The organism is Halorussus salinus, assembly GCF_004765815.2.
GTDB classification, from domain to species: domain Archaea; phylum Halobacteriota; class Halobacteria; order Halobacteriales; family Haladaptataceae; genus Halorussus; species Halorussus salinus.
Genome location: NZ_SBIS02000008.1, coordinates 195,579 through 209,357, shown reverse-complemented (window position 1 = coordinate 209,357; position 13,779 = coordinate 195,579). Strand labels below are relative to the sequence as shown.

The 13,779-nt window shown below is 64.3% G+C and carries 14 protein-coding genes; 7 read left to right on the top strand and 7 right to left on the bottom strand.

Annotated features, from left to right (window positions below; all coding sequences use genetic code 11):
- Nucleotides 1-100 precede the first annotated feature (100 nt).
- Nucleotides 101-1,135, top strand: a complete 1,035-nt coding sequence (locus tag EPL00_RS18065) for a hypothetical protein (protein ID WP_135854154.1) — start codon at nt 101-103, stop codon at nt 1,133-1,135.
- A 2-nt stretch (nt 1,136-1,137) separates the two neighbouring features.
- Here EPL00_RS18065 and EPL00_RS18060 read toward each other — a convergent pair whose 3' ends face one another.
- Nucleotides 1,138-1,935, bottom strand: a complete 798-nt coding sequence (locus EPL00_RS18060) for a creatininase family protein (protein ID WP_135854155.1) — start codon at nt 1,933-1,935, stop codon at nt 1,138-1,140.
- 158 nt (nt 1,936-2,093) lie between these two features.
- Here EPL00_RS18060 and EPL00_RS18055 point away from each other — a divergent pair, with 158 nt between their 5' ends.
- Both EPL00_RS18055 and EPL00_RS18050 read left to right on the top strand, forming a co-directional pair.
- Nucleotides 2,094-2,375, top strand: a complete 282-nt coding sequence (locus EPL00_RS18055) for a winged helix-turn-helix domain-containing protein (protein ID WP_394352083.1) — start codon at nt 2,094-2,096, stop codon at nt 2,373-2,375.
- Between the two features lie 59 nt (nt 2,376-2,434).
- Nucleotides 2,435-2,743, top strand: a complete 309-nt coding sequence (locus EPL00_RS18050) for a nucleoside triphosphate pyrophosphohydrolase (RefSeq protein WP_135854157.1) — start codon at nt 2,435-2,437, stop codon at nt 2,741-2,743.
- 52 nt (nt 2,744-2,795) lie between these two features.
- Here EPL00_RS18050 and thiC read toward each other — a convergent pair whose 3' ends face one another.
- The 4 genes from thiC to EPL00_RS18030 form a co-directional block, all read right to left on the bottom strand.
- A complete protein-coding gene (gene thiC / locus EPL00_RS18045) occupies nt 2,796-4,238 on the bottom strand; it encodes a phosphomethylpyrimidine synthase ThiC (protein ID WP_135854158.1) in 1,443 nt (480 codons plus the stop codon).
- 63 nt (nt 4,239-4,301) lie between these two features.
- Nucleotides 4,302-5,069 (bottom strand): ABC transporter permease, encoded by a 768-nt coding sequence (locus EPL00_RS18040; protein WP_135854159.1) that lies wholly within the window; start codon nt 5,067-5,069, stop codon nt 4,302-4,304.
- Nucleotides 5,066-5,875 carry an ABC transporter permease gene (locus EPL00_RS18035; RefSeq protein ID WP_135854160.1) on the bottom strand — a complete coding sequence of 270 codons (810 nt, stop codon included), beginning with the start codon at nt 5,873-5,875 and terminating at the stop codon, nt 5,066-5,068. Before EPL00_RS18035 ends, EPL00_RS18040 begins: the two co-directional genes overlap by 4 nt.
- Entirely contained in the window at nt 5,868-6,671 is an 804-nt protein-coding gene (locus tag EPL00_RS18030) for an ABC transporter ATP-binding protein (protein WP_135854161.1), read from the bottom strand. The genes EPL00_RS18035 and EPL00_RS18030 overlap by 8 nt, the downstream gene beginning before the upstream one ends.
- A gap of 56 nt (nt 6,672-6,727) precedes the next feature.
- Between EPL00_RS18030 and EPL00_RS18025 the strand changes: the two genes are divergently transcribed.
- Nucleotides 6,728-7,342, top strand: a complete 615-nt coding sequence (locus tag EPL00_RS18025; RefSeq protein WP_135854162.1) for a GbsR/MarR family transcriptional regulator — start codon at nt 6,728-6,730, stop codon at nt 7,340-7,342.
- Between the two features lie 117 nt (nt 7,343-7,459).
- Nucleotides 7,460-9,091 (top strand): potassium channel family protein, encoded by a 1,632-nt coding sequence (locus EPL00_RS18020; protein ID WP_135854163.1) that lies wholly within the window; start codon nt 7,460-7,462, stop codon nt 9,089-9,091.
- A gap of 37 nt (nt 9,092-9,128) precedes the next feature.
- Here the strand turns inward: EPL00_RS18020 and EPL00_RS18015 are convergent, their stop codons facing one another.
- Together EPL00_RS18015 and EPL00_RS18010 are read right to left on the bottom strand one after the other, a co-directional pair.
- A complete protein-coding gene (locus EPL00_RS18015; protein ID WP_135854164.1) occupies nt 9,129-9,758 on the bottom strand; it encodes a hypothetical protein in 630 nt (209 codons plus the stop codon).
- A gap of 132 nt (nt 9,759-9,890) precedes the next feature.
- Nucleotides 9,891-10,502 (bottom strand): DUF998 domain-containing protein, encoded by a 612-nt coding sequence (locus EPL00_RS18010; protein WP_135854165.1) that lies wholly within the window; start codon nt 10,500-10,502, stop codon nt 9,891-9,893.
- 351 nt (nt 10,503-10,853) lie between these two features.
- Here EPL00_RS18010 and EPL00_RS18005 point away from each other — a divergent pair, with 351 nt between their 5' ends.
- Both EPL00_RS18005 and EPL00_RS18000 read left to right on the top strand, forming a co-directional pair.
- Nucleotides 10,854-13,028: a DUF7827 domain-containing protein gene (locus EPL00_RS18005; protein WP_135854166.1), complete on the top strand. Its 2,175-nt coding sequence runs from the start codon at nt 10,854-10,856 to the stop codon at nt 13,026-13,028.
- A 133-nt stretch (nt 13,029-13,161) separates the two neighbouring features.
- Nucleotides 13,162-13,698, top strand: coding sequence for a helix-turn-helix domain-containing protein (locus tag EPL00_RS18000; protein WP_135854167.1), 537 nt, complete (start codon nt 13,162-13,164; stop codon nt 13,696-13,698).
- The last annotated feature ends 81 nt before the right edge of the window (nt 13,699-13,779 follow it).

The window sequence follows — 13,779 nt, the reverse complement described above, 5'->3', positions numbered from 1 at the left end:
GAGGCGGTTATGGGCTATGGCCAAACTTGCTAAAGTTGAGGTGAGGTCATAATCCGTTGAAATCAGAAAATATATCCGGCACAAATATGAAAGTTTGTTCATGTTCAATAAGAAGAACATATTATTCTATGCAGGATTCTTTCTGATGACTCTACTAGGTATTATATGCTTTCTTTTAGATATGCCCGTTCTCCTCTCATTATTATCCTTTTTAGTAGGTGTGATATCGCTTGCAGGTGGTGAAAAAGAAAGGAAGCAATTAACGAGAAAAGAAAAACGTGTCGCAACATATGAGAGGATTCTCACCGAAATTCTCGGAGAGAAAGAAAATCTTGAGGAGGACTTGAGACAAATTAAAAAGAAAAATGAAGAGGTACAATTAGAGAAGCAACAAAAAAGCCAACGATTTAGTAACTTAAAGCGATTTCTCGAACGAAAAGGGATTGATCCTGCCTATATCGTTGAAGAGTATGGTGAGTCGCTCAAAGCTCCACTCTTGGTACTTACACATTTCAATTATCCAAAACACAACTCTGAGAAGGATGCTGAGTTCATTCATGATAATCTTGATAGACTTGGGTCTCAATCCCTCCAAGGTGCAACTAGAGTGATTCCACCGAGAAGTATTGATCAAGATATCGAATCTAAATCGGATTTAGAAAGTTGGTTTGAAAACGAGATATTAGGTGGTAGAGAAGATCTAAATTATAGGCTAGAGCTTTTGTCTCTTGTAAGTTTGAGTGAAGTATTTGGAAGAGATGAGTCTCGTGAAGACTCAAACGGCTTTGGTTCAGAGATAATTAATAATATATTTGAAGAAGATCCGGTAATCAAGACAAAGGATCTTGCTCATCTTCTTGATGAAACTGAGCGATTCTCCTTAAAAGATGAATTGAGAAAAAATATAATTCTTTTGTCTATACCGTATGCTTCTGAAAACCAGTTAGAAGAGATAATTCAGAATCAGATGGAAATTCAAAACGAGCTAGGGGATACGATACAGATATCAAATACAACTACGGATAAGATCGACGAAACACTTTCGAACTACAATGTCAGTAATACAGATGAACTATCAAAAGGAATTCGAGAAGAAGCTAATCAAGCGAAAGCGATACTAGAGTCGTTGGAATAATATTACCGCCGACTGCCCGGTCGCGGCTCGACGTGGGGTTTCGCCATCAAGTCCTCGAATCGCCGGTCGTCCAGCCACTCCAGCAGGGCGGCCAACTGCTCGCTCGCGGCGTCGAACAGCTCCGCGCCCTTCTCGGGCGTGGCATCGGTTTGGTCGCCCAAGACGCCGTTCTCGGTGTTATCGATGGAGTCGTAGAAGTTGCGCGCGCCGTGGACGTAGGCGTCGTCGCTGTTCGTCCAGTCCACGAGACCGCCGTCGCGGGCGGCTTCGAGTTGGTCGGTCTTCACGTTCTCGGGGTCCAGATGCATCATCATCGCCGTCTCCTTCGGGCCGCCGTGGGGACCGTTCGTCTCGAAGAGGTCGTCCACGAGGTCCGGAATCGACTCGTCCCACATCCACTCGACGGCGTAGGCCACTTCCTCCTCGCGGAGTCTCCGACCGACCTCCCGGAGGTGGGTCTGGTTGCCGCCGTGGGCGTTGACGAAGACGATGCGGTCGATGCCGTGGTACGCGAGGTTGCGGGAGAAGCTCTCGACGTAGTCGCGGAACTCGGGGGCGTCGGCCCACATCGTCCCGTGGAACTGCTTGTGGTGGACGCTCACGCCGACGTTCACGGTCGGCGTGCAGAGGAATCCGGTCCGGTCGGCCGCCTCGCGGGCCAGTCCCTCCGCAATCGTGTGGTCGGTCGAGAGCGGCAGGTGCGGACCGTGTTGCTCGGTCGAACCCAACGGGACGACCGCCACGGACTCCTCGGCGACGTAATCTCCTAACTCCGGCCACGTCTGGTCTGCGAGGTACATACTGCTACGCTGTGGGCCAGCGAGTAAAGTTCTTACCCGCGGGGCGACATACTCGAAACGCGACCCAGCGACGCACGCGAGGCGGTTACCTCGCGGTAACCTCGTTTCACCGCCGTTAGCAAACGTATAATTCGATGGCGTCCCACGATTGGAACACGATGTCTGACTGCCTCGACGACGACGCCCCGCCGAGCGCGAAGCTAGTCGTCAAAGTCCTCGAATACAGCGACGACGCCCTGACACAGCAACAGATAAGCGACCGGACGCGGCTCTCTCCTCGGACCGTCCGGAGTTCCATCAAGCGACTGAAAGACCAGAACGTCATCGAGGAGCGCGTCTACATCCCGGACGCGCGCAAGCAGTTGTACGCGCTCACCGATTCGGTCGAGGAGTGCCTGAGCGCGAGCGAGGCGACGCCCGACAGCGCCGAAGCGGTCTGACTCGCGGACGAGCGGATAAGTCCGGAACTTCTTCTTCCCGCCCCTGCGTCGGGCCGCACGTGACCGAGTACGACAAACTCGTCCGCGACGACATTCCCGAGATAATTCGGGCGAACGACGAGCGACCCGTGACTCACGTCGCCGAGGGCGACGAGTACCGAGAGCGCCTCCGCGAAAAACTCTTCGAGGAGGCCGCCGAGTTCCGCGAGAGCGGCGACCCCGAGGAGCTAGCCGACGTGCTGGCGGTCGTCGCCGCGATTCGAGACGCCGAGGGGTTCGACGCCGAGGAAATCGACCGCCTGCGCGAGGAGAAAGCCGACGAGCGCGGCGGCTTCGAGGACGGCGTGGTGTTGGAGCGAGTGGAGTAGAGCGAGCAGAGTAGAACGAGCGGGTCCGGGGCCGCCGTTCGGTCGCTCCTCGTCAGTCGTCGGCCGAAGGATACTCGCGGTCGAGAGCCACGTCCACGTCACTGTCTTCGAGCGGCGCGCCATCGACTTCGTGAGTGCCCACCGGCGGGCGGTTCACCTCGGCCGCGAACGAGTCCGCCACGTCGGTCCCGCCCTCGATTTCGGTCATCTCGCCGTCCGCCTCGCGGGCGTCTTGGTCGATGCGCATCGAGCAGAACTCGACGCCGCACATCGAGCAGAATCTGGCCTCCTTGTAGTTGTCGCCGGGGAGCGTCTGGTCGTGGTACGACCGGGCGCGCTCGGGGTCGAGCGCGAGGTCGAACTGGCGCGACCAGTCGAACTCGTAGCGCGCTTCCGAGAGCGCGTCGTCCCAGTCGCGCGCGCCCTCCCGGCCGTTCGCCACGTCGGCGGCGTGGGCCGCGATGCGGTAGGCCGCCAGTCCCTCGCGCACGTCCTCGGCGTCCGGGAGACCGAGGTGTTCTTTCGGCGTCACGTAGCAGAGCATCGCGGCCCCGGCGCGGGCCGCCTCGGTCGCGCCGATGGCGCTCGTGATGTGGTCGTAGCCCGGAGCCACGTCGGTCACGAGCGGGCCGAGGACGTAGAAGGGCGCGCCGTCGCAGACCTCTTTCTGGCGCTCGACCTGCGATTCTATCTCGTCCATCGGGACGTGGCCCGGCCCCTCGACCATGACCTGCACGCCCCGGTCGCGGGCCACGTCGGTCAGTTCGCCCAGCGTCTCCAACTCGGCGAACTGGGCGTCGTCGCCCGAGTCGGCGAGGCAACCGGGCCGGAGTCCGTCCCCGAGGCTGAACGTCACGTCGAATCGCTCGAAAATCTCGCAGATGGCCTCGAACTCGGTGTAGAGGGGGTTTTGGCTCCCGTTCTCCTCCATCCACTGGGCGAGAATCGACCCGCCGCGCGAGACGATGCCGGTCTTCCGGCCGTCGGTCAGCGGCAGGTGTTCGGCGAGAATCCCCGCGTGAATCGTCATGTAATCGACGCCCTGCCGGGCCTGCTTCTCGATTACGTCCAGCAGGAGGTCGGGCGTGATGTCGGCCACCTCCTCGACCTGTTTGACGGCCTCGTAGATGGGGACCGTGCCGATTGGAACCGGCGAGCGTTCGACGTTCGCCTTCCGGATTCGGTCCAAATCGCCGCCCGTGCTGAGGTCCATCACCGTGTCCGCCCCGTAGTGGACCGCGGTGTGAAGTTTCTCTACCTCGTCTTCGACGCCGCTCTCTTCCTCGCTGTTGCCGATGTTGGCGTTGACTTTCGTGGCGAACTCCTCGCCGATAATCATCGGGTCGAGACGGTCGTGTTCGACGTTCGCCGGAATCACCGCCCGTCCCGCCGCGACCCGCTCGCGGACGAACTCGGGGGCGACCTCCTCGCGGTCGGCGACTCGCTCCATCTCGGGTGTGACCGTGCCCTCGCGGGCGTCTTGTAGTTGCGTCATGAATTACTAGGTTGTACCACTAGATAATAAAATTCGGGGATGGGGTCTCGGCGTCGGTACTCGTCACCCGAGACGCATCGTCCGGTAGTACGCGGCGGCGGTGGCGACGCCGACCCCGAGGAGGTACGCTGCGGCCCATCCGAACGGTTCGAGCGCCACGCTCGCGGAGAGTCCCGCGTCCACTGCGGCCTCAGTCGCGAAGTGGCCCGGCAGATACGCCGCGAGCCGGTGGGGGTCGCCGACCATCGGGTTCTGGAAGAAGAACACGTCCACCATCGGCGCGAACAGCAGGAGGTAGACCCCCGCGAGTCGCGAGAGGACGAGGCCCGCCAGCGTGCCGACGAGTCCGTATGTCAGGCCCGCCAGCACCGACGCGACGAGGAACCAGCCGACGCGCTGTGGTACCACCTCTATCGAGAGAACGCCGAGGGCGACTCCGGCCGCGACCGCTCCCGCGACCGCCAGCAGGCCGACGCGCGCCGCGAGCAACTGCACCGGGCGGTAGCCAGCGACGACGAGTCGGGCGTCGGCCGACCGCGCCGCCGACATCAGGAACAGGCCCGCGATGCCGCCGACGAGCGCGCTCGTCAGGGGCACCAGCAGGACGCCGTAGAGTTCCGACGAGGGAACCGTGACGACTCCCCGTCCGGCCAACTCGACGGGGACCGACGACTCGGGCAGGAGCAGGACCAAGACGCCGACGAAGTACGCCGGGAGGAACACGAGCAGGGCGAGCAGGACCGGCGTCCGGGCGTACTCGCGCAGACCCGACTCGAACGCGGTGGCGATTCGTTCCGCCGAAGTTCGAAGCGCCGAATCAGTCCGACTCACGCCGAGACACCTCCGTCGCTCGACCCTCCTCGACCCGCGCTCCCCTCGCCCGTCACTCGGACGTAGACCGCGAGTGCCAGCAGGAAGACGACGCCGAGATACGCGGTCCCCAGCAGGGCGTCGCCGGTCGCGACCGTCCCGTCGAACACCGCCGACTGGAACACGTCGTGAGGGTAGTAGAGCGGGAGGAGGTGAACGACCGGCGAATCGACGTTCAGTAAGCCGCTGGAGAGGAAGTCGTCCAAGTCCACGAGGAACACGAGAACGAGCGAGCCTTCGAGAGTGCGCGGCAAGAGTGCGCCCACGAGCATTCCGATTAATCCGTAAATCAGCGCGGCGAGCGTCAGCGCGCCGAACGCCGCGAGCGGCGCGGCGAGTTCGACCGACCACCAGAGGACGCCGATCGAGACGGCCGCGACGAGGAGACCCCCGAGACCGACCGCGGCCAGCCGCGAGGCGAACAGTTCCCCCCGGTCGTAGCCACAGATGCCGAGTCGCTCGTCGGCCTGCACCGCGCCGATGCTCTGGAAGAGACCGAGGATGCCCGCGAGGAACGCCGACGCGTAGACCGCGCCGTTGACCCGGCCCATCGCGGCCACGCTCGCGGCGTCGAACCGCGGGAACTGCGGGAACGCTGACATCGCGGTCCCGTAGCCCTCCACGACGACGAGCGGGAAGGCCACGAGTAGCGCGACGTTCAGCGGCGTCCGGACGAACGCCCGGACGTGCGAACTGACACCGACCCGGAGCCTACGGAGGCGACCCGCACTACTCGCACGAGTCGCCGCGTTCGGCGTGTCAGGCATCGGTTTCGACCCCCTTCGACGAGGTGTCTGCTCGGGTGTCGCCTCCGGACGAACTCGGGTCTCGCGGGTCCTCGGTCGGCGCGTCGGCTAACTCGTCGTCGGTCACGTCGCGGAGTCGGCCCTCCTCCAGTTCGAGGATGCGGTCGAACCGCTCGCGCTCGCTGACGAAGTGCGAGATGACCGCGATGGCGATGCCCCGGTCGGTCAACTCGTCGGTCAACTCCCAGAACGCGAGGTAGGTCTGCCAGTCGAACCCGGTGTACGGTTCGTCCAGAAACAGCACGTCGGGGTCGGCCATGACCGCGACGCTCAGATTGACCTTTTGGCGATTCCCGCCGCTCAACTGGTCTATCCGGTAGTCGAGGAACTCGTCGAACCCCAGTCGGTCTGCGAGTCGGTCTCGCGCGTCGCGTATCTCCTCGTCGGTCATGCCGTAAGCCGTCCCGAAAAGCCGGAACGTCTCGGCGACGGTCAGACGGTCGTACAGTAGTGGGTCCTGCGGACACCACCCGACCACGCCGTCCGCGACGACCTCGCCGTCGTCCGGTTCGAGCGCGCCGACGAGCGTCTTCATCAGCGTGGACTTGCCCGACCCGTTCTCGCCGACGATGCCAAGAATCTCGCCAGCGCGAACGTCGAGGTCCGCGCCGCTCAGGACCTCGACCGCACGGGTGAACGGGAGCGGCGAGTCGTAGGTCTTGGTCAGGTTCCGCCCGCGAACGACGACTTCGGCTGGCAATCGGTCGTCGTCGGGCGTCTCGGTGCCGTCCCGAACTCGTTTTTCTATATTCGACATATACCGAATATTCCGTATGACGCGATTTATTGGTTTCGGTGACGTAAGGTCGAGCGATGACAGACTCCGACGGAGACGCCGCCGAGACCGACGGCCCGTCCGACACCGCCCCGGAAGCGAACACCGGAACTGAGTCGGGCACTCCTGCCGACTCGGACGCGACCGAACGAGCGCGCGAGGAGGTCGTGGAAGCGATGGCCCGCGCCGCGGAAGTCTACGGTATCAAGCCCAGTTACGGCCGCCTCTACGGACTGCTCTACTTCGCCGAGGAGCCGCTGTCGCTGGACGAGTTGGTGGCCGAGAGCGACTACGCCAAGTCCACGGTCAGCACCGCGATGTCCGCACTGGAGCGGTACCACTTCGTCCACCGCCGGTCGATTCCCGGCGAGGGGAAGAAGGCTTACTTCGAGGCCGATACCGACTTCTGGTACGTCTTCCAGCAGTTGCTCAACCAAGAGGTCCGAAGCGAAGTGAAAATCATGACGCGGGCGCTCGACGAGGCGGCCCAGACGCTCCGGGAGGCCGATTCGGAACGCGCGGACCGCGACTTAGAGAAAGTCGAGCGACTCCTCGCGGTCTACGAGAAGGGAGACACCGCCTTGGGCGTCCTGACGAGTTCGTCGTTCGACCAAATCATGTCCGTCCTCGGACGGTTCCGGTCGAGGGAGTAGTCGCGACTCATCGAACGAGGAGTCGCAATTCATTCGGGGAGTTACCGACACTCTCTCGGGGAAGTGACGGCCGCGGACCCCAAGCCCAATATAGCATCCGGCGAAAACCACCACTGAATGGACACGTGGAAGCGCCGGACCGTCTACTACCTCTCGACGCTGGCCGTCGTCATCCTCACCTTCGCGATGGCGTACGACTACGGGATGTCCGTCTACGAGGACCACCACCAGCCCTTCTACAGGTCGTTACAGGTGGTCATCGAGACGTTCACGACGACAGGGTACGGCTCGGACGCGGGGTGGGAGACGCTGGAGATGAACGTCTTCGTCATGGTGATGGACTTGACGGGCGTCTTACTCATCTTCATGGCGCTTCCGGTGTTCGTCGTGCCGCTGTTCGAGGAGGCCCTCTCGACCACCATCCCGACCGCGGTCGAAGACCTCGAAGACCACGTCATCATCTGCACGCACTCGCCGCGGGCCGAGGCGCTAATCTCGGAGCTGGAGTCGTGGGACGTGGAGTACGTCATCGTGGAACCCGACCGCGAGGAGGCCCTCGAACTCTACGAGTCGGGCCACTCGGTGATTCACGGCGACCCCGAGTCCGTCGAGACGCTGAACGCCGCGAACTTGGCCGGAGCGACCGCGCTGGTCGCCGACGCCAGCGACGAGGTGGACGTGAGCATCGTCCTGACCGCCCGCGAGGCCGAGGCCGACGCGCGCGTCGTCAGCGTCGTGGAGGAACCCGAACACGAGACGTACCACGAACTCGCGGGCGTGGACGAAGTGCTGTCGCCCCGCCGACTCGTCGGCGAGAGTCTGGCGGACAAGGTGACGACCGCCGTCTCGACGGAACTGGGGAGCGCGGTCGAAATCGGCGAGGACTTCGAAATCGCGGAGCTGTCCATCCAGCGCGGGAGCGAGTTGGTCGGCCACACCCTCGCCGAGAGCGGCATCCGCGAGCGGTCGGGCGCGAACGTCATCGGCGCGTGGGTACAGGGGGAGTTCGACACGCCGCTGTCGCCCGACGTGGAACTGACCGCCGGGACGGTCCTGCTGGTCACCGGGCGACAGGTCCAACTCGAACGCCTGAAGAAGCTCACCCGGTCGCAGGCCCACCGACCCCGACGGGGCACGGTCCTCGTCGTCGGCCACGGCGAAGTGGGTTCGACCGTCACCGACGCGCTGGCCTCCTCGAACATCCCTTACACCGTGGTGGACATCGAAGACAAACCCGGCGTGGACGTGGTGGGCGACACGACCGAACCCGAGACCTTGGAGGAGGCCGGAATCGAGGAGGCCCGGACGGTCGTGTTCACCATCGCCGACGACACGCTCACGGGCTTCGGCACGCTGGTCGCGCGGGACCTCAACCCCGGCATCGAGGTGTTGGCCCGCGCCGAGGAGACCGAGAACGTCCAGAAAATCTACCGCGCTGGCGCGGACTACGTGCTGGCGCTGGCCACTGTCTCCGGTCGGATGCTCGCCTCGACCATCCTCGAACGCGAGGAGGTCATCTCGATGGACAAGCAGGTCGAAATCGTCCGGACGACCGCGCCGGAGTTCGCGGGCCAGACCCTCGCGGAGGCCGACGTGCGCGCCCGGACCGGCTGTACGGTCGTCGCCGTCGAGCGAAACGGGACGATTCTGACCGAGGTCGGCCCCGACTTCCGGTTCCGGCGCGACGACGACGTAATCGTGGCCGGGACCGACGAGGGCGTCAATCGGTTCACGACGCTGGCGAACTGAGCCGGAAAATTCGCTCGCGAAGTACGACCGCGGACGGTCAGCTACGAGCGGGAACACCGTCGTTCCGGGCGGTCGAGTTACCGGAGAGTAGATATCCCATCGCGACGAGGGAGACGGCGAGGAGTTCCACGAACGGCATCCATCCCGGAAGCTCCCCGTGTCGCAGACCGAGGGCGTACGCCAGAATCCACGTCGCCGAGAAGACGAGTACCGGAATCCCGACCGAGGAGACGGAACCGTCTCGCCGGAGGAAGGCCAGTCCGAACAACGCAGTCCCCACGACGTACGGTAACGGACCGAGAAAGAGTAGAGACGGCGAGTCGGGGAGCGGAGCGAGGAGCGCGCTCAGGAGACCGCCGAAAAACAGAATCGGCGCGAGGGTCATCAGCGCGCCACCCGCGACTGCCAGCCGAGGAGCCTCGGAACGCAGGCGGTGATACAGGCCGAACAACGCGACGAACGGGAGTCCGAGTCCGAAGCCGACGAGTGCGAACTGTCCGATAGAGACGACGACGCCAGCCCACTCGGGCAGTCCCGGTCGGACGGTGACCCCGACGAAATCCGGAAGCGCACCGACCGCGATCTGGACCGAGAGGACTCCTCCCGCGATCAGGAGCAGGAGTCCGGTCTCCCTTTCGAGCAGTTCCCGTAGTTCCGAGCGAATCATCTACCGACCTCTCCCTACTGCTCGACAATAAACATTTCTCGATTTACACGAGCGGGCTGGCCAGCGATTGCCGGTCCCCGGTCGGCGTCAGGGCGACGCTCCGGGAGACTCCTCGAAACGGAACTCACTGCTCTACGCCGTCTCTGCCGTCACCAGCGGCCACGACAGCCGAATCCACGCGACGAAGATTGCCGCGCCGACGGTCTCGGGAATCGCCAGTCCGGGACCGACGCGCAGGCCCGCGGCCCACGCCAGCCACGAGGTGACGTGGGCGACGCCGAGCCAGATGGCGACGAGTCCGAGCGTGGTGTCGTCACCACGCTCGGGGACGGGACTCCTCGGACCGGCCCGGACGAGTCCGGAACCGTACAGGAACAGCCCGTAGGTCACGCAGAGATACAGCGAGATTGCGGCGGGCGCGTGGTAGGCGGTCCCACTCGGGAAGACGCCGACCAGTCCCATCGAGACCGCGGCGAGTCCGAACGTCGCGGTCCCGAGTCGGGTCAGGAGTCGCTCGGCCGCGAGCGCGACCCCCGCGACGTACGGGAGCGCGAGGAGGGCACCGAGAATCAGCCCGCCGTTGAAAATCGGTACGGTCCCCGCCCCGGCCCGGCCGAGGTCCGAGAGCGCGCTGTCGGCCCACGAGAACGACGGCGAGACGAGCGTGGCGAGGAGTATCGCGCCGAGCGTGACGACCGGCGCGGCGAGACCCGAGACGCGAGCGACGTTCCTGAATCGAGACACGTCCGGGAGTTTGGCGGGTCGGTATTTATATTCCCGTTCGACGGGTCGGATTCCGATTGCGTCGTCTCTCGCCGACCATCGAAACGGTCCGGAAAGCCCGGATTGGGCCGGAAAAAGCCGCGGTCGGCGTCGGAGCGAACCGTTCGGAGTCCGAGCGACGCCCCGAAGCCGTGAGCGGAGTGACCGTTTCGGCGGGCGGTTGTGGCGCGTTCGCCGGGCTAGGCTCTCTTTATCCCGGCGCAAGCGAAGCCTACCGTCACAAGATACTTACCGGAATTCGCCGAACGTCCGACGAACGCCCGCACGACCGTTCGAGAAGCGATTGTGCGGGAGGGGGCAGATGGGGAAATCATGACACGAACACGCAAGAGTGTACTGCTGACAGCACTGCTCGTCGTCAGCGCGGTGACGGCGGGCGTGACCGGTGGCGCAGTGACGGGAGCAGAGACGGCGTATCAAGCCCAAGACGACGGCGAGGAGTTCTCGGCCGTCGATTCCGGCGAAACCTTCTGGCAGGGCCAGTTCCTCCAGTTCTCGGCGAACCAGACCAACTCGGGCGAGGTCTGGGCGGTCCGGCGCGTCCAGAACGGCGAGGTCGGGTCGCTGGAGACCGAGGTCCTGCTGGACGGCTCCGGGTCGGCCATCTTCAGCACGAGCAATCTCGACGGCCAGTTCGTCGTCGTGAACGAGGACGATGAGCCCGTCGTCCTCCAGAACGGGAGCGTGCAGGGGACCGGGAGCGTCGGCGAGGCGAGCTTCGAAATCGCCAACCAGACGCTGAACGCCTCCTTCGCCGACCGTACCGTGCTGAACGACGACAGCACCGACGCGCTGACCGACCTCCGCTTGCAGTCCAACCGGGCGGGTTACGGCTTCTATCTGTTCTCCGAGAACCTGAGCAATCAACAACTCGCCGACGTTTTCGAGTCGGTCGAGGTCCGTGACGGCCGGGCGGTCGCCACGCGCGAGGCAGGCGGCAACGCCTTCTACGAGGCCAACTTCTCGGGCGTCGAACCCGGCACGTACGACGTTCGAGTCGTGACGGCCGACGGCACCGCACAGGACACCGCGAGCGTGACGGTCTCGGAACCCGTCGACGGCACCGCGTCGCTCGGTAACGCGACCTACACCGAGGAGCGCGGCGACGTGGTTCGGTTCAACGTCACCTTCGACGGGACCGATAGCGCCATCGTCCAACTCGGGTCCCGGCAGGTCAACTACCTCTCGCGGTTCACCGTCGTGGACGAGAACGGCGACGGCACCGCGACCGTCGAGATGAACACGTTCCGCGCGGGCATCTCGCCCGACTCGCCGGGCATCTCGGTCGTCGGCGAGGACAGCTACACCGACTTCCAGTTGGAGACCAACCCGATTCCGGGCCGCCTCGACGCGGCGACGTATCCGATTCAGTTGACCGTGGGCGCGTCCCGCACCGCGGTCGGGTCCATCCTCCTGACCGAACGCTCGACGGAGGGCATCCAGACGTGGACCGCTCCCGACCGGACGAACGTGAACACCGCGGCCCAGATCGGTGAAGTCGCGGCCCAAGACAGTGACATCGCGTTCCAAGACTGGGCCATCGTCCAAGTGCAGGCGTCCGGTCTCTACGGCTACGTGCAGAACATGTCGGACCTGAACAACAACCAGACCGGCGTCTCGATGACTCTGACGAACACCGGCGGACTGAACGTGCCGCCGACCGAGGTGCCGCTGAATCGGGGGCGACTCGTCGTGGACGAGTCTGGCAACCAGTTCTTCCTCGTCATCGACTCCGACAGGCTGGAGGAGGGCGCGCAGTACAGCGCCAACTTCACGATTTCGTCGGCCAACCCCTACGTCGAGGAGGGCAACGGGACTTCGCTCGTGAGCAACTTCACGGTGGTCAACCGCTCGACCTCGTTCGACCAGCCGGTCCAAGTCCCGGCGTCGAGCGACGCGACCGTCTCGGGCACCAGCACGCTCGCGCCCGGCACGGAGCTGAACATCGAGGCGTTCAACACCGGCCGGAACCCGTTCCTCAAGCGCCAGACCGCGACCGTCTCCGAGGAGGGCACGTGGGAAGCGACGTTCGACTTCTCGGACGTGCCGACGAACACGAGCGTCACGATGACCATCGACGAACCGCGGGCCCGCGTGACCGGCGTCGTCGGCGGTGAGGCCACCGGCCAAGCGGGCGGCGCGGCCGACGGCGAAGCGGGCGACCAAGACACCGGTGCCGCCGACGAGACCACGACGACGGCCGAGGAGACGGCGGCCGAAGAGACGACGACCGAGATGGAGACCGAGACCGCGGCCGAAGAGACCACGACCGCGGAGGGTGCTGGCGGCGCGGAGACGACCGAAGCCGACGGTGAGACGACGACCGAGGAGACCGCGACAGAAACCGAAGCGGCCGTCGCCGACGACACGACGACCGTCGCCGAGGCGGGGACCGCCCCCGCCCCCGGATTCGGCGTCGGTGCCGCGCTCGTCGCGCTCGCGGCGGTCCTGCTGGCTGGCGCGGCGTTCGTCGTCCGGCGGCGCTGACGACCGAGGAGTCTTCGTCGCTCTCTCCGCTTCGTTCTCGCGCGGGACGTAGAAGGCCGCGAGTTACCGACTCGTAACCGCGTAACTCGGGACTCACCGAACGGTCTTGTGCCGTCGCGTCCAACCGGGAATCATGAGTGAACGTGCCACGCCCCGCGAGGTGTACGAGTGCGGCGAGTGCGGCGGGGTTTCGTTCGGCGACGCGACCGCGTGTTGCGGCGAGTCGATGGAGTCCGTCGAAGCCGAACCGGTCGAGCATCCCGACCTCGCGGTCGTCCTCCGGGAGGTGTTCGGCATCTCCGAGACCGGTCTGAAGGTCTGTCTCTGCCTGATGGAGGAGGGCGAATCGACCGCGGCGGAACTGGCCGAGCGACTCGGTATCGACCGCAGCACGGTCGGCCGACAGGTGAACCACCTGACCGACGTGGGCGTCCTCGACAAGCGCCAGCGACTCCTCACCGACGGCGGGTACGTCAACGTCTACTCGCCGGTGCCGGTCGAGGAGGTCCGCAAGCGACTCACGGTCGGCCTCTACGCGTGGATGGACGAGGCGCTGGACATCGTGGAACACGTCAACCGCGAGAAGTTGGCGGCGATGACCCGCGCGGACGGCGACGGTCGGGCCGACGAGGGCGAGGACGGCGAGGCGAGCATCTACTGGGACGGGTAGGATTTCTGCGTTCCGCTCGGAGCCGACTCTCATGGACGTGCGACAGGTCGTCCCGCGGGACGCGGTTCCGAACGTGGACGA